Raw genomic sequence first — 26,975 nt, forward strand, 5'->3', positions numbered from 1 at the left:
CGGATACGGCGGCGCTCCCGCGTCGTCTCCGCGTGTAGCGTCTTCGGGTGCGAACGAGAGCCCGCATCTTCTTTCCCCGTCCGGGTCGGCTGCGCCGACGCTCGACCGATGTCAGGTGACGGTCATCGACGAAGCTCATCTCTCGGCGAAAGAGGCCGGGACGATCGTCGAGTTGCCGCTGCGGGAAGGGATGAGCGTCGCCAAAGACGCGCTCGTCGCGAAGATCGACGACCGCCAGGCGCAGCTCGATTACAAAGCCGCCCAGAAGGAATGGGAACTGGCCTCTGAAACGGCGAAGGATGAGGCGGCCATCTCGCTCGCCGAAGCGACGCTCAAAGTTTCCGAAGACCGGCTCGACCGCTCGAAGACGATCGCGTCGACGTCTGCCGTCTTCGGCGAGCGCGATATCCGCGAACTGCAACTGACCGTCAAGCGTGACGAGATCGGTTGCGAGAAGGCCCGCCACGATCAGAAGCTGGCCTCCATGACGGCAGACGTGAAGCAGATGGTCGTCGAGGCCGCCAAGGAAGCAGTCAGCCGTCGCTGGCTCTTCGCCCCCTTCGACGGCGTCGTGGCCGAGACGTTCCGCAACCCCAACGAGTGGGCCGAGCCGGGCGAACCGCTGCTCCGGCTGGTCCGCATGGATCGCGTCTACGTCGACGGACTGATTCGCGTGAACGCGTTCGATCCGTCGGATCTCGTCGGCAAGCCGGTCACCGTCACCGTCGTCATGGGCGGCGACCGGACCGTCGAGTTCGTCGGCTCGATCGCGACGGTGAACCCCGTCGTCGAGAACAACGCCTACCGCATCCGCGCCGAGGTCGAGAATCGCCAGGTCTCGCAGTACTGGCTCCTTCGCCCCGGCATGGATGCCAGCATGACGATCCACGTCGACCAGGCCGCTCAACCGCGGCTAGCGAGGAGATGACCTCACCGGAGTAGGGCGTTCTCGTTCCGCTCCTTCGGGTGGCACTGGCTCTGCCAGTGCTGTCGCTGGTTTCGATCGACCTACATAGACGACTGCATCGCGCTGCACACTGGCAGAGCCAGTGCCACCCGAGAAGAGCCAGACCATTCAGGAAACCACGGAGGGCTGACCCCCTCCGCTCGCCCTCGGGAACACGACGTAAGCTGATGTCTTTCGCATCGACCGCCCCTGCCGTCGGAACCGAACGCCCGCTGCGTCTGCGGATGCGTCCCGATTTGATCGTGGCAGAGCAGACCATGCAGGGGCGGCGCTGCCAGATGCTGAAGGATCCGGTCAGCCTGAAATACTTCCGCTTCGAGGAAGAGGAATACTTCCTGCTGTCGCAGCTCGACGGTCTGACCACGGCGACCGAGATCGTCGAGCGGTTTCAGAAGAAGTTCGCGCCGCGTACGATCGAGCCCCGATCGCTCCATAAGTTTCTGGTGAGCCTCCACCGCGCGGGGCTCGCCGTTTCCGACGCCTCGCAGCAGGGCGAAGAGATCGGCGAGCGTCGCCGGAAGCGCCGCACCGCGGAGCGAACGCTCGGCGCGCTCAACTGGATGGGAACGCGGATCGCGCACTTCGATCCCGATCGACTGCTCACCGCGCTCGCGCCGACGCTGGGGCTGCTCTTCACGCGGCTGGGCATCGCCGCGAGCCTCCTGTTCGGACTCGCGGCGCTCGCGCTCGTGCTCTGCCAGCTCGACGTCTTCCTGGCGAAGCTGCCGACGTTCGAGAAGTTCTTCGCGGCGGATAACTGGCTCTGGATCCTGATCGCGCTGGGCGGCGTGAAGGTTCTGCACGAACTGGGACACGGCGTCGCGTGCAAGCGCTTCGGACGCGAGTGCCGCGAGATGGGCCTGCTGCTGCTCGTGCTGATTCCGACGCCCTACTGCGACGTGACGGACGCCTGGATGATTTCCGACAAGCGGAAGCGGGCGCTGATCGGCATGGCCGGGATGATCGTCGAGCTGAACCTCGCGGCGCTCTGCACGTTCCTGTGGTGGTGGAGCAAGCCGGGCCTGTTCCATTCGCTCTGCCTGAACGTGATCTTCGTCTCGTCGGTCTCGACGCTGGCGGTGAACCTGAACCCGCTGCTCCGTTACGACGGTTACTTCATCCTGTCCGACCTGCTCGAGATCCCGAACCTGTCGCAGAAAGCCTTCGCGGCGCTGAAGCGCTTCGCCGGACGCCTCTGCCTGGGGATCGTGCCGGAGGAGGATCCGTTCCTCCCGACGAAGCATCGTACGCTCTTCGCGGCGTTCGCCGTCGCGTCGGTCGCCTATCGCGTCTTCGTCACGGTCTCGATCCTGTGGTTCTTCAATTCGCTGATGGAGCCGTACGGTCTGAAGATCGTCGGCCAGCTTCTCGCCGCCTCGGTCGTCGCGGGAATGCTCGTCAAGTTCGGACTCTCGGGCGTCAAGTTCTTGCGCGAGCGAAAGAGGAGGAACGACATGGGGTGGTTCAATCTCGCGGCGACGACGGCGGCGACCGCTGCGCTCGTCTACGCGGCGCTCGCGATGCCGACGCCGACCTTCGTCGTCTGTCCCGTGCAGGTGAGATCGGAAGGCTCGATCGCCGTCTACGTCGATACGCCGGGGACGCTCGCGGAAGTCTTCGTGCGACCGGGGCAACTGGTTCGCGAGGGCGATCCGATCGCGCGGCTGGAGAACCGGGCGATCGGCCTGCGCATCGCTGCCTTGGAAGCCGAACGGGACGAAGCGATCGCCGGTCTCGAAGCCGCCAAGCGCCTTCGTTACGAAGACGCCGCCGCGGAAGCGGAGATCCCGGGCTATCTCGAACAGATCGCCGCGCTCGATCGGCAGATCGAAGCGCGCGTGATCGAACAGTCTCGGCTCCTCGTTCGCGCTGCCGGCAGCGGAACGATCGTTCCCGCCGCCTGGAACGCGGAGAAGAACGACGACGAACTGCTGCTCCCCAAGCATGCGGGTACGCCGCTGGAACGGGAAAACTTCGGCGTCTCCGGAGCCGCGCTCGACGCCGGTTCGGTCCTGTGCCGGATCGTTCGACCGGACGAATTAAGGGCGGCCCTGGCCGTTTCGGGAGCCGATCTGGAACTGATCGCGGCCGAACAACCAGTCGAGATCCTGCTCGACGCCTATCCCCAGACCAAGTTCCGCTCCAAGGTCGGCGGCATCGCTCCTTCGCCCATGGAGATCGCGCCCACGGCCCTCGCCAGCCGGAACGGCGGCGACCTGCTCTCGCAGCCGGGACCTTCCGGCGCCGAAGTCCCGATCGAGACGACCTACGAGGCGAGCGCTCCGCTGGCGACCTCGGGAACGTCGCTCTTCTGCGGCGCCACCGGCCTGGCCCGCATTCGAGTCGAGGAAAAGACCGTCGCCCAGCGGCTCTGGCGCTGGTCCTGCAAGACGTTCACGTTCGATCTATGACCCAATCTATCACCCAAACGTAGGGGATCGACCCATTTCGCACGCCAGGGGCGCCTTTTCCGGTGAACGGCGAAAAACGGTCGCGGTTAGGGTCTGGCGTCCGGAGGGTCGCTGCCGCGGGAACGACTGCCCTCGTTCTTGAAGCAGCGATGACGGCTCGCTGGCGGCGTCGCACCCTGCCCGGTGCGGCGCCGTCCCTTTTTGTTTTCTGCGTCGCGAACCGCCTTAGACCGCCAGGTTGGTCGGATTCTGAACTCGCTTGAGCGCCCAGACCGCGGCGTGCGTGCGGTCCTTCAGGCCCAGCTTGCGGAGCACGTTCTGCACGTGTTCCTTCACGGTCTCGACGCTGACGCCGAACAGCCGGGAGATCTCCCGATTGGAAAGCCCCAACGCCAGCGACTCCAGCGTCTGCGTCTCTCGCCAAGTCAGCGTCGCGTCAGGTTGCGGGCCGCGTCGCCGCGGTCCGAAGAAGAGCTGTCGCGGTCCGTTGAGCAGGCTCGCGTGACTCGACGGCAAGCCGAGCATCACGCGGCGTAATGCATCTTCCAGGTCCGCTGCGGACAAGGTCTTCGGCACGACCTCCGCGACGCCGTACGCGAGCGCCCGGGCGGCCAGCGCCGAGGTCGCGTCGTCGGAGAAGATGACGATTCTTCCTGCAGGAAATTCCGCGCCGCGCTTGTCGATCGAGGCAAAGACGCTTTTGCGCGGAAAGCGACTTTCCGTGACGAGCAGATCGACTTCGCCGCCGGCCAGGGCGTCCAGTCCCGCTTCGATCTCGTCCGTCGACAGAATCGTGTCGTACGCAGCGGGCGAAAGCATCGCCGCGAACCCCCGCCTGGCGACGGGATCGGGATCGACGTGGGCGATGCGAAATCGTTCCGAGACAGCGCTCATCGAAAGGGTTCCTCCGCTTCACGGATCGCGACGCGCGCAGACCGACGTTCGCTCGCGCAGGCTCTTCGCAAGCCGCCGTGAAGCTGCGTTTATGAAGTAAGGGACGCGCTTTCGGCGGTCAGAGACCGGGAATCGCACGCGTCCGTGTAAGGCATTCCCCTTGGTGTAGGAAACCGCATGCCAATCGCGGCTCAAGTCCGCGGGCTGGTCCGTCTGTGGCAGTTCTAAAGATCATGCGGGCCATCGCCTTCGAACGACGCTGCACTTCGAGACCATGGGATGCCGCGATCCGTCCGATCGTCGACTTTTGACAACGTCTCCGCCGCAACCTAGATACTCCCAGACGTTTAACGGCTGCGAACGAAAAGCGGACGACGATGAAACGAAACAAGGGCCGGCTGCTCCTGGTGGACGACGATCGCTACCTGCTCGACTCGATGGTCGAGTGGCTGGCCAGTCAGGGCTACCAGGTTTATTCCGCGTGGCGTCGCGAACAGGCGCTGCAGATCGTCGCCGGCGAAGAACTCGACGTCGTCGTCACCGACGTGCGTCTGGAAGAGGGCGACGGCTTCGAAATTCTCGCCGCCGTCAAGGAGATGAAGCCCGAGCTGCCCGTCATCCTGATGACCGGCTACGGAGCCGCCGATACCGCCGCCGAGGCGATGCGCGACGGCGCCTTCGACCTGCTGACCAAGCCGCTGATCGACGAGGAACTCGAACTCGCTCTTTCGCGGGCGCTCTCGCAAAAGCGAGTGCTGGCCGAGAACAAGAGCCTCAAGACGCAACTCGACCGGAAGTACGGCCTGGAAGCGGTCGTCGGAACCGATCTGCGGATGCAGAAGGTCTTCGACATGGTCGACGCCGTCGCCGACACCCGCGCGACGATCCTCATTACCGGCGAAAGCGGCACTGGCAAGTCGCTGCTCGCTCGGGCCATCCATCGCCGCAGCAGCCGCGCGAGCCAGTCCTTCGTCGAAGTCGCCTGCGGGGCGCTTCCCGAGACGCTGCTCGAAAGCGAACTCTTCGGCCACGTCGCCGGATCGTTCACCGGCGCCACCGGCGAAAAGATGGGACGCTTCCTGCAGGCCGACCGCGGCACGATCTTCCTGGACGAGATCGGCACCGCCTCGCCCGGCTTGCAGGTCAAGCTGCTCCGCGTTCTGCAGGAGTTCGAATTCGAGCCGGTCGGCGGAACCAAGACCCACCGCGTCGACTCGCGGGTGATTCTCGCGACGAACGAAAACCTGGAGAACGCCGTCCGCGACGGACGCTTCCGCCAGGACCTGTACTACCGCGTCAACGTCATCAATCTGGAGTTGCCTTCGCTCCGCGAACGTCCGAGCGACATCCCGCTGCTGGTCGAGCGGTTCCTCCGCGGCGTCGTGGAAGAGACCGGCAAGCGGATCGACGGCTTCTCCGACGAAGCCATGCAACTGATGCAGACCTATCGCTGGCCGGGCAACGTTCGCGAACTGCAGAACGTCGTCGAGCGCTCGGTCCTGCTCGGTCGCGGACCGCGGCTGGAAGCGGACGACCTGCCGACGCACTTGATCGAGCAGCCGCGCGAATCGATGCCGGGCCGCCCGGCGCCGATGACTTCGTCGCGGGCGGTCACGTTGAAAGAGGCGCTCGAAGAACCGGAGCGGCGAATCATCCTGGACGTGCTCAAGACGTTCCGCTGGAACCGCAACGCGACCGCGGACGCCCTCGGCATCAACCGCACGACGCTCTACAAGAAGATGAAGCGCCTCGGCCTGGAAGACCCTCGCCGACCCGACTACCAGCCGGACGAAGAAGCCGTCGCCCGCTGAGCGACGCTTAGGGGCGAGCGGGGGATGTAACCCCCCCGAGTCCGTCGATCGAGCGAAGCGACGATCGAGCCGACCGACGTCGCAGGGTGGGTCAATGACCCACCCTACGAAGAGCGCACGAAAACGGGGGACATCGCTGTCCCCCGATTCTCATTTGCGAGGCCTCTCGACCGGCCGCCTTACGGTCCCGTGATCGTCGTCGTCGGCAGCGCCTCGGCGAGCTTCGCCTTGCCGTCCTGAGAGATCTGCGTGAACGTGATCACCAGCTCTTCCAGGTTCTTCAGCTTCGACAGTTCGGGCACCGAAGCGTCGGTGACGCCGCTGTTGCTGCCGATGTGCAGGTAGGTCAGCCCCTCGTGCTGGGCGATGAAGGGCGCGGACGCGTCGGTCAGGTTGTTGGCGTCGAGGTTCAGCGACTTCAGATTCTTCAGCGCCGCCAGCTTCTCGACCGCGGCGTCGTTGACGAGCACGGCCCACAGATTCAGATCCTGCAGCGGCTCGATCTTCGACACGTGATCGGCCAGCGCGTCGGTCAGCACGCACTCGCTCAGGTCGAGCACCTGCAGATTGGGCAGGCCCGCCAGCGGAGCGAGCCCTTCGTCCGTCACGTACGAGTCGCGAAGGCGCATCCGGCGGAGCTTCTTGGAGTTCTCCGCGAGCGCCTTGACGCACTCGTCGCCGACTTCGGTCCGGAACGCGTAGAGTTCTTCCAGTTCGGGGAAGCCCGTTAGAAAATCGGCCGCCGTGTCGTCGACCTTGGTGTCGTCGACGCCGAGGACCTTCAGGTTCTTCCAGCCGGCGATCGACTTGATCGAGTCGCTGGTGATCTGCGAACCCCAGAGCTTGATCATCCGCATCTTTTCGAGACCCGAGAGCGCGGCGATCCCCTTGTCGCTGACCTTGGTGCAGTCGGTCAGGTCGAGCGCTTCGAGCGTCTTCAGTTCGCCCAGCGCGGCGATCCCTTCGTCGGTGACGTTCGTGCGCAGGGGCAGGATCCGCTTCAGCGTCTTCGACTTGGCGAAGGCCTTGAACGATTCGTCGGTGACGTCGGTGCGACGCAGGCCGAGCGCTTCCAGCTTCGGCAGCGCCGCAAGCTGCACGGCGCCCTTATCCGACAGGCCGGAGTCCTCCAGCATCACGACGCGAAGCTCATTCAGTCCGACGAGATGCTCGACCGACTTATCGCCGAAGCGAGGGCCGGTCATGATCACTTCCCGCAGCTTCGGCAGACCCGACAGCTTCGCCAGAACCGCCGCGACTTCGGCGTCGTCCTGCACGGTGAGCGAATCGAAGTTCGCCTTCGTGACGTTGCCGGCCGAGTCGGTCGTCAGGCCGACGCCCGCAGCTTTCAGAGCCGCGATCGCTTCCGCGTCATCCTGCGGCGCGGCCTTCTCGACCGGAGTCGACCCGCCGGGATTCGTCGCTTTTCCGCCGCCTACGTCGTTCGCGTCGTTAGCGACAGGAGCGTTTTCGGTCGGACACCCGGCGAACAGGAGCGGCAGCGCGGCAGCCAAAAGCAGGGCGCCGCAGAGCGAGCGGATCTTCATGAGAAAGCGGACGTACGGAGGGAGTGGCGATCGGTTCGGAAACCGTGCATTCTATTCCTCCGGAGCGGAGGGTGTGAACCCTCCGAGTCGTTCTTACGCAGCGACCCGCGGGACGCGAGGTACCCGCATTCCGTCCAGGCAGGGCGATCCTTGCACGATCGAAGAACACGGAGGGCTCACGCCCTCCGCTCGCCACGGACTTCTGAAGTCAGTCGCCAGGCGGGGCGAAAAGAAAGGTGTCGCCTTCTCAGGTGGACAGCGCCTATCGTTCACTTGGCGGGGATAAGCGCCGGCCCAGGCGTCGCGGTCGAGATTCCGGATATCGACCCTCGACTGGCCCACGACGACCGCGCGCCCCCGCCAGCCGACGTCGGCCTTTTTCGTACACCCAACGAATGAGAGACTTCGAAACTGTATGACGAACGCGGTCGGAGCGAGTTCGACCTGCCGTTCGATCGAGAAACGGACCCAAGCGAAGAAGCCGTCAGGCGAGGCCTGACCTACTAGTCGACCTGGCTTTATTCGTCAGGCGGAGGTTAACCTGATTTCGCGGAGGGAGTCGAGGGATCGTTTTCGATTTTCGCGGAGGCAGGGATGCCGGCAACGAACGAAAAGCTGGAAGTTCGTCTGACGCCTGAGACCCGGGCGGAGCTCGCGGCGTTCGTCCGCAAAGGGGACTCGCCGGCGGCGAAAGTTCGCCGGACGAGGATCCTGCTCCTGTCCGATCGCGAGCACGTCGACGGTCGTCGCACCGACGGCACGATCGCCGAGATCGTGGGGCTCTCCGAGCGGCAGGTCTGCCGGATTCGGCAAGCCTTCGTCCGCGAAGGAAACGTCGCCGCGGCGATCGAACGGAAGGCCCGCTCGGCTCCCGGCGTCCAGCCGATCTTCGACGGTCGCTCCGAAGCGAAGCTCGTTCTGCTGGCCTGCTCGACGCCGCCCGGCGGACGCAAGGCCTGGACGATGCAGCTTCTGGCCGACGAGGCGATGCGGCTGTCGATCGTGACGAAGGTCTCCGAAGAGACGGTTCGCCAGACGCTCAAAAAAACAGGCTGCAGCCCTGGCGGACGCGGCGCTTCTGCATCCCGGAGAAGGATCTCGCCCGCTTCGTCGCCCGCATGGAGAAGCTGCTCGACGTCTACGCCGAATCGTTCGACGACGAGCACGTGCTGATCTGCATGGACGAGGCGGCCAAGCAGATCCTGGCCGACGTCGAGCCGTCGCTGCCGATGACGCCGGGCCAGCCCCGCCGCGAGGACCATCACTACGAGCGCCGCGGCGTGCGGTCGATCTTCTTGTTCTTCGATCCCGTCGGCGGCTGGCGTCGCGTCTCCGGTCGCGACGGTCGAACGCGAGTCGACTGGGCCGAAGAAGTCGCCGAGCTGCTCGAGCGGGACTATCCCCGGGCCGAACTCGTCACGCTGGTCTGCGACAACCTCAACACGCACGACGTCGCGAGCCTGTACCATGCCTTCGACGCCGAGCGGGCGCATCGCCTGGCCCAGCGCCTGCGGATCGTCTACACGCCCAAGAACGGCAGCTGGCTCAACATGGCCGAGTTCGAGCTTTCCGTCCTGACGCGGCAGTGCGTCGGGCGACGCTTCGAAAGCGCGGCCGAGATGGACGAAGCGATGGCCGTCTGGCAGCGCGAACGCAACCGCCTGCGTCAGGCTGCGACCTGGCGCTTCACGACGGACGACGCTCGCGTCAAACTCAAACATCTCTACCCCAACGCCTGACGAATAAGGCTTGGTCGACTACTACGCCGAACGCTTCCTGCCGACGAACGTCCAGTGTCGATCGCTGGTCGCCTGGACGCTGTCGTGGGAGAAGCCTCCGGCAGCGACCATCCGGCGAACTTCGTCCAGCGTAAGCGCCGCCCGGAGCGACTGATCGAAAAGCTGACGCTGATACGGCGTCGCGTCGCCCGCGTAGAGATCGACGAGTCGCGAAACTTCCGCCTCGCTCTCCGGTCGCAGGAGATCGCGATGGAAGAGCAGGGCGCCCCCCTGCGCTACGCGCAGGCTCTCGCGAAACGCGACTCCGGGCTCCGCCAGATGATGGAAGAGCGAGTTGGAAATGACCGACTCGAAGAAGTCGTCCGGAAAGGTCAGCGCCTTCGCGTCCTGCCGATCGAGCCGCACGCGATGCGGAATGCCCGCGATCTCCAGATTGTTTCGCGCGAGATACAGCATCTGCACGGCGAGATCGATCGCCCAGATCTTCGCGTCCGGAAAACGCTTCGCGAGTTCGATCGGAATCAGCGCCGTTCCGGCCGCGAGGTCGAGCGTCGATCCGCCCGCGTATCCCGCCGCGACCAGATCGTCGACGAACCGGCGGTTCACCTCCGAATGATCCATCGAGTCGTACTCGATGGCGTCTTCGACGGTGTCCATCACCTCCGGTTCCAGAACGCGGGGCAATCCCTGCGAAAGCGGTTGACCTTCATCCATGCGCCACCTGCGCGTCCTGAACGTGTTCCGGAATCGGCGTGAGCAGGCCCCTTCGTTTGAGCCACGCTCCCCACAGCAGCACCGCGACCGCGACGAGTCCGTAGGCGATCGCGAACTGGTATGGCACGGTCCGCACGAACAGCGGCAGGTCGCCCGACATCATCCAGGCGCCCTCTTCGACGCCCGGGAGATAGGGGACGACGATCGGACTGGTCGGCAGGGGCGAGTGCATCACGCCGAACAGCGAACAGACCGCCGCGACGGCGAAGAATGCCGCCGCCGCTCGGATCCGACGATCGAGCACGCAGGCGAGAGCGCTCGCCCAGACGAGGGCCGTCACGAAAAACCCATTCCCCAGCAGCGTCAGCACGAAGAGCTGTTCCCGCAGCCCCGGATCGGGCAGGCTCTCCGGCGTCAGCCGCGCGGCAGCCAGAACGTTGCCTGTGAACAGCGTCACCAGCTTCGCGAACGCCGGAATGCAGGCGAGCACGAGCGCCGGATAGTGCAGCCGGGGCGTCGCCTGAAAGCTTTGCGACGCGATCTCCAGCCCGATGAAGATCAGGATCGGAAAGAGGATCGACTTCGGCACGATCAGGTAGATGAACCCGAAGAACCCGAGCGTTCCCGCGGCCCCGATGAACAGGGCGGTGAACAGCACGTAGCCCGCGCGTCCGCCCATCGCCTTGTACGCCGGGTGGCCGATGTAGGGCGTGGTTTGAATCACGCCTCCGCAGAGCGCGGCGATCAGCGTCGCGACGCCTTCGATGCCGATCACCGTTTCGGTCTTGAAGTCGTCTCCCGCCGCGGCCGCGCTCTCCGCGCAGTCGATCCCGCCGATCACGGTCATCAGTGCGAAGGGAAGCACGATCGGCAGATAGTCCAGCACCTCCGGCAGCGCGCCGATCCAGCCGAAGGCGAAGGCCTGGAACCATCCGGTCGGCAGGAGCGCGTCGACCGCCATCCGCCAACCCTGCGGATCGGCCTGGGGCATCAGCTTCGTGCCGAGCGCGAGATCGAGACCGAACAGCAGGTAGTACAGGACGCCGCTGGCGATCAGCGCCCCGACGGCGCTCGGGATCTTGAAGGGGAACGCGAAGCGGCCCGTCAGCGCGATCAGCGTCAGGAAGAGCGCGACGATGCCGACCAGCGGCACGGCCATCACGTCCATCAGCGGAACGAAGCTGATGAGCGCGATCGCCACCGCGGCCAGCGACCCGAGCAGCCCCGCCCGCGGCACCAGTCGTCGGATCCAGCCCGACGCGAACGCGCAGGCAATCTTGAAGATGCCCGACAGAAAGATGCAGCCGATCCCGATGTGCCACGCATGCATGGCGGCAGCATGCTCGCTGACGCCCAAGGCCTTCTGCGCGAGAAACGCCGGCCCCAGCACGAAGAAGACCATGCCGAACAGGCTCGGCGTATCGATGCCCAGCGGCATCGCCGTGACGGCGCTGGCGCCCGTCTTGCGAGCATGTGCCAGCGCTAGTCGGAAAAAGGCCAGGTCGCCCACCAGGACACCGATCGCGGTCCCCGGAATCATGTAATTCAGGGCGAAGTCTGTAGGAAATGCAAAGACCGCCCCCAGCAGGCTGACCGTCAAAAGCAGATTCGCGAGATTATCTAAGCTGAGCCCGACGAACGCGTTAGCGTCGCCCGGGGCGAGCCATCGATAGGGGGCTTCAGGCTCGCTCGATGGCTTCGGCACGGCGGTTGCGTTTTGAGTGCGGCGTCGTGAAGGATTACGGCTTCGGCAGACCTGTTTCTTGCAGGCAGGTCTCTCCGGAAACGCTTCGCGGCACGCGACGACGCGATGCGACGCTCTCGACCGGCGGAAAGGAACGCCGGCAGCCTTTCGGAGAAAGGCGGAGGGTCGCTGGACCGGGACTGACCTACGAGCGACCTGATCGGAAACTTTCCGAGCGTCCTCTGCGGAATGACAGCCCGTGTCAAAAAAGCGGTCGAAGCAATGGAAGTTTCGCGAACCGCCCCATCATAAAGAGCGTACAGAGCGATGGATACTCTGCTGCATAACGGCTCGGACGCCTTGGACATTCGCTCGGAAGTCGATTCGGACGAAGCTCTGCTCGCGGCTTACCGCGACGGCGGGGATCGTCACGCCTTCAGCGAACTGGTCCGTCGCTACGAGCGGGAACTTTACAGCTACCTGGCCCGCTACCTCGGCGACGCCGAAGCGGCCGAAGACGTGTTTCAGGCGGCCTTTCTCCAGGTCCACCTGAAGAGCGAATCGTTCGAGGAGGGTCGGCGTTTCCGTCCGTGGCTCTACACGATCGCCACTAATCAGGCGATCGACTTTCAGCGCCGCAACCGACGCCACCGCATCCTCAGCCTGGATCGTCCCCATTCCTCCCACGGCGATGACGCCGGTTCCATTTCCTCCTGCATGCCTGGCGCGGGCCAAACCCCGGAAGAGACGTTGTCCGGTCAAGAAGACCGGCAGCGGATCGCCGAGGCCGTCGAACAACTGCCGGAATCCCTTCGCGAAGCGGTGCGTCTGGTCTATTTTCAGGACCTGAAGTATCGCGAAGCGGCGGAGATCCTCGGCATCCCGGTCGGCACCGTGAAGAGCCGTCTCCATGCGGCCATGCAGAAGCTGAGCGATAGCTGGAACCGCGACCTCGCCGACGCCGCCTGAGAGGGATTCTCAGGCCCGAAAGCCATCCATGACGGATACCGAAGACCGACTGCTGGGATACCTGATGGGCGACTGCGACGCTTGCGAACGCGCCGCCGTCGACCGCCTGATCAAGAACTCCGCCGACGTCGCTCGCCGCCTGCAGGCCGTGCGACGAAAGTACGCCGTGCTCCTCGCCGGGTTCGAGGAGATCGCTCCGCCCGCCGGCCTCGCCGCCGGAGTCTGCGGCGAACTCTTCTTCGAAGAGGCAGCTACCGAGACGTACGCCGAAGCGAAGTCCGAAACTGCTTTCGCCGAACGACGCTCGCGCCGCGTCACGCACGCCTGATCGAGCGCGTTGTAAAATCTGCACGACGTTGCGTCGCCGCCTCAGATGCGCGACGAACGCGTTGCGGAATGGCGACGCCTCCCTTCCAACCTGCGTCGCAGGACATTGCGATGCTGCAACGCAAGCTCTCACCTAAGCGGCAGATAGGTCGCCGTATCGACCGCCGATCCGCTTCCCGGCCTGATCGTTGCTTCTCTGCCGGAACCTGAAACGTTCCGCTAGACGAAGCACGAGGCGACGGTGGATTCGGTAGCTCTGGCGCTCTATCTGGTCCATGTGCTTCCCTGGGCGGGAACGCGCGAGGCGCTCCCCAGCGCCGCGGGGCTGCGACGGTACTGGCTGAGCAGTCTCTGCCGGTACGACGCCTGGATGACGGCGGTCGCCGACGTTCGCCAGCGACGCCAGGCGCTCTCCTGGTCCGAGAAGGCGAGCGACTTCCGGATCCTGCGTCCCGTGCTGGAAGACGTGCTCGTCTCCGAACCGGCGACGCGACTCTTCGCCGCCGCGATGAGCGTCATCCCCGACGGACGCGACGGCGCCGGTCCCGACGCGAGAGCGCTGGCGAACTCGGCGCTCGACCGGCATGTCGACGCCCGGCAGCGAACGCTGCAATTCATGATCTATGGCCAGGGCTTCAACCTGGCGGAAGCGGTCGAACTCAATCGCCTGCGACGCCGGATGGAGCGGCTGACCGATTCGCTGCTGGCGCTCTGTTCGCCCTGGTGCGACCCGGAGCGCTTCGGACACGATCGCGACTTCCTGCGGCGCACGCGGTCGGACGCCTTCGGCCTTCTACCTCAGCGCAGGCTCTGGATCGCCGCCGGCATCTGGCAGGAAGAGCGCCTGTCATTAAAGCGTCTGATCGACCCTGCCTTCCGCCCCGACCTGACGCAGGAGATCGTCCAGGGCGCGGTCGAGACCTTCGACGCCGCAGCCTTCGACGAAGTCGGTTCGCTCAAGGTCTTTGCCGCCTCCGGCTTCTCGCTCGCGGAAGAAGGAAAGCCGAAGCCTCCGCGACGACCGCTTCCGCCAGTTCGAGAGTTGCCGAACTTCGACGCCAGCCGCATCGAACGCGGTCGGCGGATCTTCTGATCGTGCGACTTCATAGCACGCACACCTGGCGTCGCACCCGACCATCAAAGCGAGATCAGACGAACGCGTCTGGCCTCCGACTTCGTTCGGGGCCTCGAGCGACTTTACGGTGAGCGTTTCGAGAACGACTCAAGAAATCTCTTCGTATAGCTTTTTCAGCCCTTGCCGCAATTGCTGCAATCCTTCAGCCGAATAACCTTCGCCGATCACAAACGGCGTCCACTCAAACTCAATTGACTTTAGGTGTTCCAGTCGCGAGCGGATCCGCGCGACTAACTCCGGCGCGAGAACTTGAGCCAGGTCGTTGCAATCTGGAATCCGAGTCTCCGTCACAACGGCAACGATGAATCCGTCGGCCGCCTCATCGATGGTCAGAACGCCTTTGCTGATGTAGTCGCCCATGCGGCTAAGCCGAACTCTCAGATTATCTACTGGCACACTCATTCCGCCCCAATCGGTGAATTCTTGAGGGAACTCTCGTGCGGCGGCACGTGCTCGTGATAGGTCGTCTTCTCGATCGCGGCGCCGGTGTCGATGCCTTGCTCGACGGCGTGGCAGCGAACTTCGCGGCCGTCGATCTGAAGGAGCTGCGGCTTGTCGGTCCGGCAGACGTCCATCGCGATGGGGCAGCGCGGGTGAAAGCGGCAGCCCGACGGCGGGTTGATCGGGCTGGGGACGTCGTCCTTGAGCACCAGCTTCGCGCGGCGCCGGTCAGGATCCATCCGCGGGGCGGAGGCCAGCAGCGAGTGCGTGTAGGGGTGCAGCGGCTTGGCGTAGAGTTCCGCCGCCGGCGCCGACTCGACGATCTCGCCCAGGTACATCACGACGACCCGGTCGGAGAGATACTCCACCATCGCCAGGTCGTGCGAGATGAACAGATACGTCAGGTTCAGATCGCGCTTCAGATCGTTGAGCAGGTTCACGACCTGCGACTGGATCGAAACGTCGAGCGCCGAGATCGGCTCGTCCAGCACGAGCAATCGCGGACTGAGCGCGAGCGCGCGGGCGATGCTGATCCGCTGACGCTGACCGCCCGAGAACTGGTGCGGGTAGCGATTGCGAAACGCCGGATCGAGGCCGACCTTCTGCAGCAGTTCGACGACCCGGTCCTGCCGCTCGCGCTTCGTTCCGACGCCGTGAATGACCAGGCCCTCCTCGATGATGCTGCGGACGGTCATCCGCGGGTTCATCGAGGCGCCGGGATCCTGGAAGACGATCTGCATATCGCGACGCAGATGCCGCAGTTGGCTCCCCGTCGCGGAGGCGAGATCTCGCCCGTCGAACAGCATCCGCCCGTCGTCGGGCTCGTACAGACGCAGGATCGTCTTCACCAGCGTCGTCTTGCCGCAACCGCTTTCGCCGACGACGGCGAGCGTCTCCTGCGGCGCGACGTCGAACGAGACGTCGTCGACGGCCTTCACGTGCCCCACGGTCCGCTGGAAGAATCCCTTGCGGACGGGGAACCACTTCTTCAAATGCTGAACGCTCAGCAACGGTTCGGTCATGTCGTTCGTCGCGTTTCGTTCTCGGTCGGAAGCTTATCGGCGAACCAGCAGCGGGCCGTCCGGCCCGACTCCAGCGGAATCAGAGGAGGCTCTTCGGCCCGGCAGCGCTCCTGCACGTAGGGGCACCGCGTGCTGAAGTTGCACCCGGGGGGCAGGCTCCTGGGCGAAGGCACCGTGCCCGGGATGGCGTACAGCCGCTCGGCGCGACCCTCGCCCGGTCGGGGGCGGGACTTGAACAGCCCCTGCGTGTAGGGATGCTTCGGATCGCGGAACAACTCTCGCACGCTCGCCCGTTCGACGATGCGCGAAGCGTACATCACGGCGACCTCGTCGGCGGTCTCGGCCACCACGCCCAGGTCGTGCGTGATGATCAGGATCGACATGCCGAACTCCTGCTGCAGCTCCCGCAGCAGGTCGAGGATCTGCGCCTGGATCGTCACGTCGAGCGCGGTCGTCGGCTCGTCGGCGATCAGAAGCTGCGGCTTACAGACCAGCGCCATCGCGATCATCACGCGCTGCCGCATACCGCCCGAGAACTGATGCGGATAGCCCGTCATGCGACGCTCGGGCTCCGGAATGCGAACGCGACGGAGCATCTCGGTCGCGCGATCCCAGGCTTCGCGCTTCGAGACCTTTTCATGCAGGCGAACGGCCTCCGAAACCTGATCGCCGATCGTGAAGACCGGGTTAAGCGAGGTCATCGGCTCCTGAAAGATCGTGCCGATCTTCGCGCCCCGGAAGCTGCGCATTTCCCCTTCGGAAAGCTGGGCCAGATCGACGACGCGGCTCTTTCCGCTGGGATCGCGATCGTGCCAGAGGATTTTTCCGCCGGCGATGCGCCCCGGATGAGAGACCAGGCGGATCACCGACATGGCCGTGACCGACTTGCCCGAACCCGATTCGCCGACGAGTCCGACGGTCTTGCCGCGGGGGATCTCGAACGAAACGTCCTCGACCGCTTTCACGACGCCTTCGTCGGTGTCGAACCAGGTACGCAGCCCCTGGATTTCCAGCAGCGGTTCGCTCGGCTTGAGCGAGTCCGCAGGAGCGGTCGATGCGGGGTTTTGGGATGCGACGTTCAAGAGCTGACTACCGACAAAGGCGAACGAAAATCTCTCAGCTGCACTTCGTGGTCAACTTAGACGAGATTCAGCACTGGCGGAGCCAGTGGCACCCGAAGGAGCGGGAGCCTTCGGCGAAGAGGAATCGAACCTAACGACGAAGCTTCGGATCCATCGCGTCGCGAAGGCCGTTGCCCACCTGATTGAAGAGGGTGACGGTGACGAAGATGGCGAGCGACGGAAAGACGATCAGCCACCAGAGTTCGTAGTTCGCGCGGGCCTGCGCGAGGAGTTCGCCCCAGCTCGGCGTCGGCACCTTCACGCCGTAACCGAGCAGGCTGAGCGACGCCTCGATAATGATCGCCGACGAGATGCCGAAGGGGACCGCCACCAGCGCCGAAGATAGCGAGTTGGGCAGGGCATGCAGAAACAGCACCCGCAGGTGCGAGGCGCCGAGCGCTCTCGCGGCGAGGACGTACTCGATCGAACGTTGACGCAGCACCTCGCCCCGGACGAGACGCGCGACGGTCGTCCAGCCGGTGAGCCCGATCACCAGCATGATCACGAAGATGCTGGGTCCGACGAGCGCAACGACGGCGAGGATCAGGAAGAACGCGGGGAAGACGATCACCACCTCGATCACGCGCGAGATGAGCTGATCGACCCAGCCGCCGAAGTAGCCGGCGAGCGCCCCCAGCGTGACGCCGATGGCCATGAAGATGGCGACCGCGAAGATGCCGATCGAGAGCGAGATCCGCGTGCCGTAGATCAGTCGCACCAAAACGTCGCGCCCGCTGGTATCGGTTCCCAGCAGATGGACGAAGCCGTCGTTCGATTCGGTCCAGCGCTCGACGCGTTCGCCTTCGACCAGGGCGAAACGCGGCTTCCGATAGAGAGGCGGCTTACTTCTCCCGATACGATCGAGCTCGGTATAACCGAACGGGATCGGCGGATAGAGGGCCCAGACCTTCGTCGGCGAACTGGCGGTCTCGAGGGAGTACTCCCGTTCCGAGAAGTTCGCGGTCCGGTAAGCGTTGTGCGGCTGAATCCCGGGAACGCGAAACAGAACGCAAAGGGTCGTCGACAGGAGCGCGAACGTCAGCAGCCCGATCCCGACCAGCCGCTTTCGCGACAGGTCCCGCCGCAGATAGGCGAGCGCCGCCATGGCCGGCAGCCAGACGAACGTCGCCAGCATCATCATGTTGAAGACGTAGTTGACGGCCTCTCCCGGGTTGAAGATCCAGCGGAACCAGGGATAGCGTCGCGTCTCGCCGTCGTCGAACACGAACGGCACGTTGCCCGCGATGAGCGGAGCGAAGATCGCCGCGGCCACGATCGGGAGCATGGCCCACATCGACCAGTAGGCGAACGAGTTCTTGCGGAATTGCCCCCAGACGACGTCGAGGTACGACTCCCCCTCTTCGAGGCGTACGGCGTTCGCGAGTTCGACGTTCGGTTGCGACATGCGGTCGGGAACAGTTCCTGTAGGGCAGGCGCCCCGCCTGCCTTCCCAGCGTGATCGAGGATTCATGGCAGGCGGGGCGCCTGCCCTACGAAGCTACGTACGACGACCTTCGAAACTGATGCGGGGGTCGGCGAGCACGTACAGAACGTCGGTCAGCAGGATGCTCAGCATCACGACGATCGCCTGGACGTAAATCAACGCCATCACGGTCGGGTAATCCTTGAGCTGAATCGCCTCGAAGCCGAGCCGCCCCAGTCCCGGGATGTTGAAGATCACTTCGATCAGGACGCTCCCTCCCAGCAGGGCCGGAAGAAAGTTCGCGAACAGGGTCAGCACCGGAATCAGGGCGTTCCGGAAGGCATGCTTCCACAGGACCCGGCGCGGCGACGCGCCCTTCGCGCGGGCCGTCCTGACATAGTCCTGATTCAGTACGTCCAGGATGCTCGCCCGCGAGTACATCGCCATCATGGCGAGCGAGAAGAGCGACAGGCAGGCGATCGGAAGCGCCGCATGCCATAAATAGTCGAGCGTCCAGGCGCCGAAGGACATCGACTCGGCGCCGGAACTATGGAGCCGCTCCATCGGGAAGAGCGGCCCCCCTTCGAAGCCGAGCGATCGGAGCGCGCCGTCGCGATACGAGTTGCGATAGGCGAACGCGAGCAGGGCCAGCATCGCCGCCACGGCCGGCGGAACCGAGTAGAGAAAGAACAGCACGAACGCCGTCAGCCGATCGAACAGCGAATCGCGATTCGCGCCGCAGGCGACCCCCAGCGGGATAGTGATCAGGTAGATCACGAGCTGCGCGAGCAGCATGATCGGAGCCGAGACCAGAAACGCGTCCCACAGCTTCGTGCCGACGTCTTCGCGCGTCGGCGTCATGGTCTGACCGAACTGGAACGTCACCAGGCGCCAGGCCATCCGGGCGTACTGCGTATCGGCGGGGATATAAGCCAGCCGCATGAGCCAGTTCGGATCGTAAATCTCGCGCCGCGTCGCGACGTAGGTCGTCCAGTTCGCGGCGACCTCGTCGAGAGCTTCGTCGGACGCGTTCGACGGCACGTCCATGAGCATCGGCTCCTGAACGTTCATCGACAGGACGCTCGAGGCGGCGTCGATCTGACGCATCGAGGCGCCGTCCTCGACCAGCTTCTCGTAGAAGAAGGGCATGTCCTCGTAGCCGACGAACAGTTCGTCCAGGGCGTAGAACTGCATCTCCTCCCGCGACGGAGCTTCCAGCATCGCGGCGAACTGCTCGCTGAGTTCCGCGCGACGCTCTTCGCTCAGCGGCTCGAACGAATCCTTCTCGCGCATCCACCACGACGTCCAGGTGGCGACGACGTTGTCGACCTGATCGCTCGAAGGATCGCCCAAGGAGAGCGTCTTGGTCAGGTCGACCGGCGCCATCGAACGCAGGCAGCGGAGCAGGCCGGTCCGCAGGCGATCGTCGTCGCTTCGTTCCGCGAGCAGGGTCGCCGCATCCTGCACGCCGACCGCGCCGAGATCCTCGCACCAGACGCCGCTGTACTGACGCACCGTCGAGATGAGCCGGGGTCGCGACGTCTCGCGCGTCAGATCGCGATCGAAATCATGCACGCCGAGGCCGGCGATGAAGCGTTGCCGCTCCGTCCAGTTCCACGGATACCAGCCGAGCCTGCGGAACGCGAAAGAGTCGGCCGAAGCCGCCATCGACTCCAGTTCGTCGCCGATCTCTTCGTCGGTCGCCGTGCGGATCCAGGCCGCGCTCTCGAGTTCGGAACTGAAGTCCCGGAACCATTCGAAGTTCAGCAGCAGGGGCTTATCGAGCGCGAACTCGCGCTTGCGCAGAAGGTAGTTCTGTCTCGCCGCGGCGTCGGAACTGCGGGACATGTCCCCTCCGCCCGACGATTTGATCGGGTCGCCCGGCGCGAGCGTCATCACCAGAAACGTGACGAGCGTGACTCCGAACAGGGTCGGAATCATCAGCAGGACTCGCCGCAGCAGGTAGGACCACACTACGAATGCGACTCGGCGTGAGGAATGAATCGAGGTTCACGGAGACTCGGGGGACTCCCGTCCCCCGCTAGCCATACGAAAGTATCGCCTAGCGCTGCATTCTCGGCGTGGAGGTGGTCCACTCCAGGCGGTCGTAGTAAGGACGCAGTTCGGGATAGGCCGTGAAGTTCTCGACCCGCGTGTTGATCAGGCCGAGCGCGTTGTCCTTGGCCAGGAACGTGTAGGGCTGATCGGCGTAAATCAGGCGATGGATCTCCTGATAGATCGGATACTGGTCCTCGTCCTTCAGGGTCGTGCGCAATTTCTCGATCAGGGCGTCGACCTCCTTGTTGACGTAGCCGTAGTTCGACGTGTCAGGCTTGAAGGCGTCCGCCGAGTGAAAGATCTGGGCCGGGTCGGTCTTGTAATCGAGGGCCCAGCCGAGGATGGCCGCGTCGAAGTTCTTCTTGTTGAGATTCTCCAGCATCGTCTGCCACTTCGTCGGGATCGGATCCATCTTCACCCCGATCCGGCGGAAGTTCTCCTGAATCATCAGGGCGAGCTTCTGGTACATCGGGCTGTCGGCGAAGATCATCGTCTGGAACTCGAACTTGACGCGGCTGCCTTCGATTTCCTTGTCGAGGATGCCGTCGTTGTCGGTGTCTTCCCAGCCCGCTTCGGCCAGCAGGCGCTTGGCCTCTTCCAGGTCGTAGGGGAAGGGCGTCACCTCGCCTGCATAGGGCGTCCCCGGCAGGAACGGTCCGTCCATCCGAACGGCGAGGCCTTCCCAAACCGACTCGATCAACTCGTCGATCGGAACGGCATGCGTCAGGGCAACCCGCACGCGGCGATCCTGGAACAGGGGCCGCGTCAGGTTGTAGCCCATGTAGCGATAAGCGGCCCGTTCGAAGTCGACCGGCCGGACGATCTTCGGGTCGTATTGCCCCGGCTCGTCGCGCAGCTTGACGAAGCGGTCGTACTCGCTGATTCCGCCCAGATCGAGTTCGTCATTCAGCGCCGCCTGAACGACCGTCTCGGGGTTGGTGATGCAGCGGTAATAGATCTCGCTGAAGTAGCCCTTCTCCCCCCAGTAGTCCTCGTTGCGGGCGAGCGAAAGTTCTTCGCTGCGGCGCCAGTCGACGAAGCGATAGGGGCCTGTGCCGATCAGCCGGTCGTTCGCCCAGTGATCGTTGAACGCTTCGCCGAATTCCTTCGACAGGAAGTCGAGCGAGATCAGCTTGCCGTTCTCGTCGACCGAGTAGACGTGCCGGGGGATCAGCGGACGCTCGGGCGTCAGGAAGGTGTAATCCTCCATCTGGAAATAGGGCCGCTTCCAGCGGATCTTCACCACATGCTTGCTGACGGGCGTCACGACGATGTTGATCGGATCCTCTTCGCCCGGGCTCAGGTAGTAGCTGCGGATCGAGCCGGCTTCCGTGTGCTCGTTCAGGATGCAGTCGAACGTGAACTTCACGTCGCGGGAGGTGAATTCCTCCGCGGGAAGCATCTTCCCGCTGGGCAGCTTCACCGGGTGCCAGTAGACGCCTTTTCGCAGGTTGATCGTGTACTCCAGCTTCTCCTCATCGAACGTCCAACTCTCGGCCAGGAGCGGCTTCCACTTCGAAGGGTCGTCGAAGCGCCGCGTCGCCAGCGACTCGCAGACCATTCCCATGAAGGCGCTGCTGACGGTGTCGTTGGCCAGCACCGGGTTCAGTTTGTCCGGATCCTGAGGATAGGCCATGTTGAGCACGTCGGTCCTCAGCGGTTCCGACGAACCCGCGTCGCTCGCCTCGGTCGTCGTCTTATCGCTCGCGGCGACGCCGGTGTCCGTTTCCGCGGACTTCGCCTCGCCGGCGGCCGGTCCGCTGGCCGTTTCCGAGGGACAGCCGACCTGCGTCAACAGGACCACGCTCAGCGCCAGCGTCGAGAGCAGCGAAAGCGAAACGAACGGTCGAGCGATCTTCATGAGCGCGACGCCTCGATCGATGAAAGAAGCGTTCGTCAGCGCGGCGCCCGGTTGACGAGTCGGGAAGAAACGCGGAGCCGAGGCTCGACGATCTTCCCGGAACGCCGGGGAACTCGCATGCGACGAACAGGGCGTGACGAATCCCGATAAGAACGACGCGCAGACAAGTGAAGCGGGAACGCTCGCGTGTCGCAGCGACGAACGGATAGCGGGGAACGGGCAGCGGCACGAAGAGGAGAGGGCGCCGACCGCCGAAAGCGTTTCGCCGTAACGCCTAACGGCATCAGGCGAACGCTTCTGACACCATTATGCGGAATTCGCGGCGCGAGACTAGGCGGATTGCGAGGGCGGCCTTCATTCCTGAACGATTCGACCGGGGAGAACCTCCTGAGCGGGGGACGTAAGTCCCCCGAGTTTCGGATCGATTTTTGCGATGGACCCTCGGAGGGCTGACACCCTCCGCTCAGAGAGGCCCAGAGAGGCGCTGCGGGGCTCTCGTTCCGCGAACTGCTCTTGGCGCTTCGATCGTCGCGGCGCTACGGTGCGATCGAAACTGTTTCACGGCTCGGAAACTGCGTGAGGACGGGATGCGAATCGCCTGCGGTTCGCCTTCTCGATTCCGTTCGCCGGGCATTTCAGGCGTCCGCGGCGGCGCCTGATGTTTACGGGCGCCCTCAGGCGCCCCCCTGGATCCTCATGGATGGGACGATCCGGATGAGCGCGACGGGCGATCGTACGACTCTTCGAACCGAAACACCGGACAGTTCGGCGCGCGGCGCTGAGCGTCCTCGGCGGCTGCTGGCGCGGGGAACGTTGTTCTGCCTCGCCTTCCTCGTCGGCGCCCTGCCCGCGTTCGCGCAGCAGCCGAACTGGATCTGGAGCCCTGATCACACGGGGGGCTCCGTACCGGCATCGAGTTGCTACTTCCGCAAAACCTTCCGCGTGACGCAGCCCGAAGGCGGGACGCTGCTGATCGTGGCGGACGACGAATTCGTCGTCTACCTGAACGGAAAGAAGGTCGGCGAGAACGCGACGCCCCTGCAAACGACGCGGTACGACCTGCGCCCGTTCCTGCAGCGCGGCAACAACCTGATCGCGATCGAGACGAAGAACTCCATCGGAAACAGCGCCGGGCTCGCCGCTCAGGTGTACTTCAAGGAGCGCGGCGGCGAATGGTCGACGTTCGTCACCGATACCTCGTGGAAGACGGCCCTCCAGCCGCTGCCGTTCTGGGAGAACCCCGTCTACAACGACAGCTTCTGGAAGCCGGCCCAGATCTTCGGCCCGCTGGTGATCCAGCAGTCGGACGACGCCGAGGCGAACCCGGCGGCGGAGATGGATACCACCAAGCCGCCCGTTCCGCCGGGCGCCGTCGCGTCCAAGACGACGCCCGCCCCGGTGGTCGACGCGGATAAGGTTCCGCCGGTCCCGCCCACGACGGGCGCGAAGGCCGCCGCGTCGAAGCTGCCGGCGGCGACCGTGGTACAGCGCAGCGCCAGCCGGTGGAAGATCTCGCCCGAATTCTCCGTCGAGGAAGTGCTTCACGGCGACAAGACGGGCTCGCTGATCGGCCTGGCGGTGAACGAGTTCGGCACGGTGCTCGCCTCGCAGGAGGGAGGTCCGCTGATCGCGATTCAGGATTCCGACGCCGACGGCAAGGTCGACGAAGTCACGACCTACTGCGACCTCGTCGAGAACGTGCAGGGCATTCTGCCGCTGAACGGCGACGTCTACGTAACGGCTGACGGACCGGACGGCGCGGCCCTCTATCGACTGACCGACGAAGACCGCGACGGCAAGCTCGAAGGCGTCGAAACGCTGCTGCAGTTCGAGGGCTCGATGGGCGAGCATGGCCCGCACGCGATCGCGCTCGGACCGGACGGATTCCTTTACACGATCATCGGCAACCACACGGTTCCCAAGTTCGACTACGTCGGCAAGAGCCCCTATCGCCATCCCTACGAAGGGGACGCGATCGAGCCGAAGTATGAAGATCCAGGCGGCCACGCCGTCGGAATCAAGGCGCCCGGCGGAGCGGTGATCCGGACCGATCTCGACGGGCGCGAACCGGAACTCGTCGCGGGCGGCCTCCGCAACGCGTACGACCTGGCATTCAATCATCGCGGCGATCTGTTCACCTACGACAGCGACATGGAGTCCGACGTCGGCTCCCTGTGGTATCGCCCGACGCGACTGTTGCAGTTGCAGCCGGGCGGCGAATTCGGCTGGCGCAGCGGGTGGTCGAAGTGGCCCGACCACTTCGCCGACGTCCTCCCGCCGACGCTCACCACGGGCCGCGGCTCGCCGACGGGCGTCTGCACCTACGAACACTTCGCCTTTCCCGAACGCTACCACCACGCGATGTTCCTGGCCGACTGGTCGGAGGGACGCATCCTGGCGGTCGGCCTGAAGCCGGACGGAGCGGGCTATCGCGCCCAGAGCGAAACCTTCCTCGAAGGCGAACCGCTCAACGTCACCGATCTCTGCGTCTCGCCCGAGGGCGGCATCTACTTCACCTGCGGCGGTCGCGGCACGGGCGGCGGTCTCTACCACATCAAGTGGAAGGGACAGATTCCGCCGTCGATCTCGAATCTTGGAACCGGCCTCACCGCCGTGATTCGTCAGCCTCAGATCGACTCCGCCGTCTCGCGACAGAAGATCGCCGCGCTGCGTCTGGAACTGGGCGATGAGTGGTCCAAGAGCCTCGAAGGCGTCGCCCGTTCGCGTTCCAACCCGGCGGCCTATCGCCTGCGGGCGCTCGAACTGCTCCAGTTGTTCGGGCCGAAGCCTCGCACCGATTTTCTCGTTCAACTCTCCGAAGACAGTTCCGAAGAGGTTCGCGGAAAGGCCGCCGAACTGCTCGGGCTCTCCGAGGCCGACGAGGCGTTCGACGCGCTGGTCGGACTGCTCAAGGACAGCGACCGCGGCGTGCGACGACGCGCCTGCGAATCGCTCGTCCGGATGGAACGCCAGCCTTCGTTCGACGCCCTGGAAAAGAGCCTCGCCTCCGACGATCGCTTCGAATCGTGGGCCGCACGGCGGCTGCTCGAAACGATGCCGCCCGTAACGTGGCGCGAACAGGCGCTGAACTCCGACGACATCCGCGTCTTCCTGCAGGGTGCGACCGCGCTGATGATCGCCTCGCCCGACGCCGACTACGCGAAGGAAATCCTCGCCGGCTGCGAAGAACGCATGGAGGGCTTCGTCAGCGATCGCGACTTCGTCGATATGCTTCGCACAGTCGAGCTCTGCCTGATCCGCGGCGGACTGAAGTCCGATGACCTGCCGACGCTCCGCGAGAAGATCGCCGCCGAGTTCCCCGCGGGCGATCCGCTGATGAATCGGGAACTGATCCGCATCCTCGCAAGACTGCAGGTCGACGACGCCAAGGATCGCTATCTCGCTTATCTGAAGAGCGAGGCCGCGGTCGCCGATCGCCTGCACATGGCCTTTCACCTGCGGTTCCTGAAGATCGACTGGTCCGACGACGAGATCGAAAAGATCGTCCGCTTCTTCGAGGAAGCCAAGCAGGTCGACGGCGGTCCCAGCTACGAGTACTACATCAGCAACGTCACGCGCGACATGGTTCGCGAACTCGATCCTTCGCAGGGCGCGAAGCTGCTCGCCGCGGGCGAGCGCTATCCCGATGCGGCGCTCGGGGCGCTCTATCTGTTGCCGGAAGAGCTCGACGAGGCGACGACGGAGGTTCTGTTCCAGCTCGACGACGCGATCGCCGACAAGGAAGGGGACGATTTCAAGCGTCTCCGCGCGGGCGTCGTCGCGGCGCTGTCGCTGACGAACTCTCCTAAGGCGCCGGCCCGACTGCGCAAGATCTGGGACACCGATCCCGATCGCCGCATGGCCGTCGCACTTTGCCTGACGGCGACGCCGGACGGCGAGAACTGGAGCTATCTGCTGCGGAGCCTGTCGCATCTCGACGGAGACGCCGCGGTCGCCGTGCTCGAAGCGTTGAAGAGCGTGCCGCAGAAGCCTGCCGATGCGGAGTTCTATCGCCAGGCGCTCCTCTGCGGACTGCGTTCGCCGACCGATGCCGGTCCGGCCGCGCTCGCGCTGCTGGAGTTCTGGAATCAGACCGCCGTATCGGATAAGGAAACGACGGACGAACGCCTCGTCGACGCCCAGATCTGGTTCGCGGGAACGTTCCCGGACAGTCCGCCCGCGGAGCTTCCGAAGACGGCGACCGAGAGCAAGTGGCAGTTCGACGAGCTACTGAAGTACCTCGACGGCGAAGAAGGGGAGAAGGCCTCCGCCGCCCGCGGCGCCGAGGTCTACGTCCGGGCTCAGTGCGCGAACTGCCATAAGCACGGACGCGACGGCAAGGGGATCGGTCCCGACCTGACCTCCGTCGCGAAGCGGTTCACGCAGAAGGAGATCGTCGAGGCGACGCTCTATCCTTCGCACGTCGTGAGCGACCAGTACCGCGCCTGGACGATCGTCACGACCGACGGAAAGTCGCTCGTCGGCATCGCCAGCCGGAACGGGCAGGGCGACTGGGTCGTGACCAAGTCGGACGGCGAGCAGGTCACCGTGAAGGTCGACGACGTCGCGTCGATGGAGAAGTCGATCCTCTCCCACATGCCCGAGGGTCTGCTTAACGACCTGACGCTCGACGAGATCGCCGACCTGTTCGAGTTCCTGCAGGACGACTCCCGCACCGGCGTCGCCGTCGGCTCGCCCATCGCCCCGCCGAAGCGCTGATCGCTCGGCCCGATCCGAATTCCCCACCGTCGACAGGCCGCGAGACATCTCGCGGCCTGTTTTCGTCGATGCAGCGCTGCTCCTGCCGAATTTTAGCGGCGGCGAGTATGACCGACGCCGGACGTTCCGAAC

General features: G+C 64.7%; 18 protein-coding genes. 8 read left to right on the forward strand and 10 right to left on the reverse strand.

The features are described 5' to 3' along the window. The first annotated feature begins 115 nt into the window (after positions 1-115). Positions 116-928 (forward strand): efflux RND transporter periplasmic adaptor subunit, encoded by an 813-nt coding sequence (locus SH602x_RS18895; RefSeq protein ID WP_479471502.1) that lies wholly within the window; start codon positions 116-118, stop codon positions 926-928. A gap of 206 nt (positions 929-1,134) precedes the next feature. Further along, entirely contained in the window at positions 1,135-3,378 is a 2,244-nt protein-coding gene (locus tag SH602x_RS18900) for a hemolysin D (RefSeq protein ID WP_479473792.1), read from the forward strand. A gap of 225 nt (positions 3,379-3,603) precedes the next feature. Here SH602x_RS18900 and SH602x_RS18905 read toward each other — a convergent pair whose 3' ends face one another. Continuing rightward, complete coding sequence (locus SH602x_RS18905) at positions 3,604-4,272, reverse strand: response regulator transcription factor (RefSeq protein WP_479473793.1); 669 nt, start codon at positions 4,270-4,272, stop codon at positions 3,604-3,606. A 377-nt stretch (positions 4,273-4,649) separates the two neighbouring features. On the opposite strand from SH602x_RS18905, the gene SH602x_RS18910 reads away from it, so the two are divergent. Then, positions 4,650-6,083 (forward strand): sigma-54-dependent transcriptional regulator, encoded by a 1,434-nt coding sequence (locus tag SH602x_RS18910; protein ID WP_479473794.1) that lies wholly within the window; start codon positions 4,650-4,652, stop codon positions 6,081-6,083. 179 nt (positions 6,084-6,262) lie between these two features. On the opposite strand, the gene SH602x_RS18915 is transcribed toward SH602x_RS18910, so the two are convergent. Next, positions 6,263-7,630 (reverse strand): leucine-rich repeat domain-containing protein, encoded by a 1,368-nt coding sequence (locus SH602x_RS18915; protein WP_479473795.1) that lies wholly within the window; start codon positions 7,628-7,630, stop codon positions 6,263-6,265. 594 nt (positions 7,631-8,224) lie between these two features. Here SH602x_RS18915 and SH602x_RS18920 point away from each other — a divergent pair. Continuing rightward, positions 8,225-9,369, forward strand: a protein-coding gene (locus SH602x_RS18920) for an IS630 family transposase (RefSeq protein WP_479472857.1) whose coding sequence is annotated in 2 segments (ribosomal slippage) — positions 8,225-8,672 and positions 8,672-9,369 — 1,146 coding nt in all. Because the reading frame shifts where the segments join, the coding sequence is not laid out codon by codon here. Between the two features lie 21 nt (positions 9,370-9,390). Here SH602x_RS18920 and SH602x_RS18925 read toward each other — a convergent pair. Both SH602x_RS18925 and SH602x_RS18930 read right to left on the reverse strand, forming a co-directional pair. Beyond that, entirely contained in the window at positions 9,391-10,083 is a 693-nt protein-coding gene (locus SH602x_RS18925) for a class I SAM-dependent methyltransferase (RefSeq protein WP_479473796.1), read from the reverse strand. Then, positions 10,076-11,788 (reverse strand): permease, encoded by a 1,713-nt coding sequence (locus tag SH602x_RS18930; RefSeq protein WP_479473797.1) that lies wholly within the window; start codon positions 11,786-11,788, stop codon positions 10,076-10,078. Before SH602x_RS18930 ends, SH602x_RS18925 begins: the two co-directional genes overlap by 8 nt. 306 nt (positions 11,789-12,094) lie before the next feature. On the opposite strand from SH602x_RS18930, the gene SH602x_RS18935 reads away from it, so the two are divergent. The 3 genes from SH602x_RS18935 to SH602x_RS18945 all read left to right on the forward strand — a co-directional run bounded on the left by SH602x_RS18935 (position 12,095) and on the right by SH602x_RS18945 (position 14,156). Next, positions 12,095-12,736 (forward strand): RNA polymerase sigma factor, encoded by a 642-nt coding sequence (locus tag SH602x_RS18935; protein ID WP_479473798.1) that lies wholly within the window; start codon positions 12,095-12,097, stop codon positions 12,734-12,736. Between the two features lie 28 nt (positions 12,737-12,764). Beyond that, positions 12,765-13,064, forward strand: coding sequence for a hypothetical protein (locus tag SH602x_RS18940; RefSeq protein WP_479473799.1), 300 nt, complete (start codon positions 12,765-12,767; stop codon positions 13,062-13,064). A gap of 240 nt (positions 13,065-13,304) precedes the next feature. Further along, a complete protein-coding gene (locus SH602x_RS18945; RefSeq protein ID WP_479473800.1) occupies positions 13,305-14,156 on the forward strand; it encodes a hypothetical protein in 852 nt (283 codons plus the stop codon). Between the two features lie 129 nt (positions 14,157-14,285). Here SH602x_RS18945 and SH602x_RS18950 read toward each other — a convergent pair whose 3' ends face one another. The 6 genes from SH602x_RS18950 to SH602x_RS18975 form a co-directional block, all read right to left on the reverse strand. Then, complete coding sequence (locus SH602x_RS18950; protein ID WP_479473801.1) at positions 14,286-14,558, reverse strand: hypothetical protein; 273 nt, start codon at positions 14,556-14,558, stop codon at positions 14,286-14,288. 38 nt (positions 14,559-14,596) lie between these two features. Beyond that, positions 14,597-15,661 (reverse strand): ABC transporter ATP-binding protein, encoded by a 1,065-nt coding sequence (locus SH602x_RS18955; RefSeq protein ID WP_479473802.1) that lies wholly within the window; start codon positions 15,659-15,661, stop codon positions 14,597-14,599. Next, positions 15,658-16,743, reverse strand: coding sequence for an ABC transporter ATP-binding protein (locus SH602x_RS18960; RefSeq protein ID WP_479473803.1), 1,086 nt, complete (start codon positions 16,741-16,743; stop codon positions 15,658-15,660). The genes SH602x_RS18955 and SH602x_RS18960 overlap by 4 nt, the downstream gene beginning before the upstream one ends. Before the next feature lie 130 nt (positions 16,744-16,873). After that, positions 16,874-18,187: an ABC transporter permease gene (locus tag SH602x_RS18965; protein WP_479473804.1), complete on the reverse strand. Its 1,314-nt coding sequence runs from the start codon at positions 18,185-18,187 to the stop codon at positions 16,874-16,876. A 93-nt stretch (positions 18,188-18,280) separates the two neighbouring features. Further along, complete coding sequence (locus tag SH602x_RS18970; RefSeq protein WP_479473805.1) at positions 18,281-20,179, reverse strand: ABC transporter permease; 1,899 nt, start codon at positions 20,177-20,179, stop codon at positions 18,281-18,283. 88 nt (positions 20,180-20,267) lie between these two features. Next, the gene (locus SH602x_RS18975; RefSeq protein WP_479473806.1) at positions 20,268-22,124 is read right to left on the reverse strand and encodes an ABC transporter substrate-binding protein; all 1,857 of its coding nucleotides are present in this window, start codon (positions 22,122-22,124) and stop codon (positions 20,268-20,270) included. A gap of 813 nt (positions 22,125-22,937) precedes the next feature. Here SH602x_RS18975 and SH602x_RS18980 point away from each other — a divergent pair. Beyond that, complete coding sequence (locus SH602x_RS18980) at positions 22,938-26,843, forward strand: HEAT repeat domain-containing protein (RefSeq protein WP_479473807.1); 3,906 nt, start codon at positions 22,938-22,940, stop codon at positions 26,841-26,843. Positions 26,844-26,975: the final 132 nt, after the last annotated feature.

The organism is Lignipirellula cremea, from assembly GCF_056501455.1.